1 protein-coding gene is annotated in these 932 nt (G+C 68.9%); it reads left to right on the top strand.

Translation table 11 applies throughout. The annotated features are described in order from the left end of the window. Positions 1-932, top strand: a 932-nt coding sequence (locus WU80_RS24745) for a condensation domain-containing protein (RefSeq protein WP_156349772.1), incomplete at both ends; no start/stop codon positions are given.

Raw genomic sequence — 932 nt, 5'->3', positions numbered from 1 at the left:
TTCTTCGACGCGCTGGGCGGGATCTGCGCCCACGTCCAACACGGCGGCGGCGGCCTGACCCCCTCCGACATCGCCCCCGCCCGGCTCACTCAGGACCAAATCGACCAACTACAACAGCAATACGACGTCGCCGACATCCTGCCGCTCACGCCGATGCAGCAGGGTCTGCTCTTCCACAGCGTCACCACGCGCGACGACGACGTCTACGCCCTACAGCTGCAGATCTCCGTGACGGGCCCGCTGGACCCGCAGCGGCTGCGCGATGCCGTCCAAACCGTCGTCAAGCGCCACCCCAACCTGGTGGCCCGGTTCTGCCAGCGATTCGACCAGCCGGTACAGGTCATCGTCGGCAGCCCCGAAACACCCTGGCAATACGTTGAATTCGATGCCGACGCCGAAGCCGCGATCAAGGATTTGTGCGCCGCCGAACGTGCCGCTGTTTGCAGCCTCACCGAGGAACCGGTCTTCCGGGTGGCGTTGATCCGCACCGCCGAGGACCGGCACCGGATCGTGGTAACCAACCACCACATCGTGCTGGACGGCTGGTCGCTGCCGATCCTGCTGACAGAGATCTTCGCCGCCTACCAGGGCCGGCCGCTGCCCGCCCCGACGCCGTACCGCCGCTTCGTCACCTGGCTGGCCGAACGCGACGTCGACGCCGCCCGCGCCGCCTGGTGCCAGGCACTCGCCGGCCTCGACGCCCCGACCCTGGTCGGCCCGTCGAACCGGTTGGCTCTGGGGCCGCGCGCCGTCGCATCGGATCGGCTATCCGCCGAGATCACCCAGGCCGTAAGTGAACTGGCGCGCTCGAATCACACCACGGTCAACACCGTGCTGCAAGCGGCCTGGGCGCAGCTGCTGATGGGCATGACCGGCCAGCGCGACGTCGTGTTCGGCACCGCGGTGTCGGGACGGCCCACGGAGGTGGCCGG

This window comes from Mycobacterium sp. UM_11 (assembly GCF_001414075.1).
Taxonomy (GTDB): Bacteria; Actinomycetota; Actinomycetes; order Mycobacteriales; family Mycobacteriaceae; genus Mycobacterium.
This window is presented reverse-complemented; position numbering and strand designations above follow the sequence as displayed.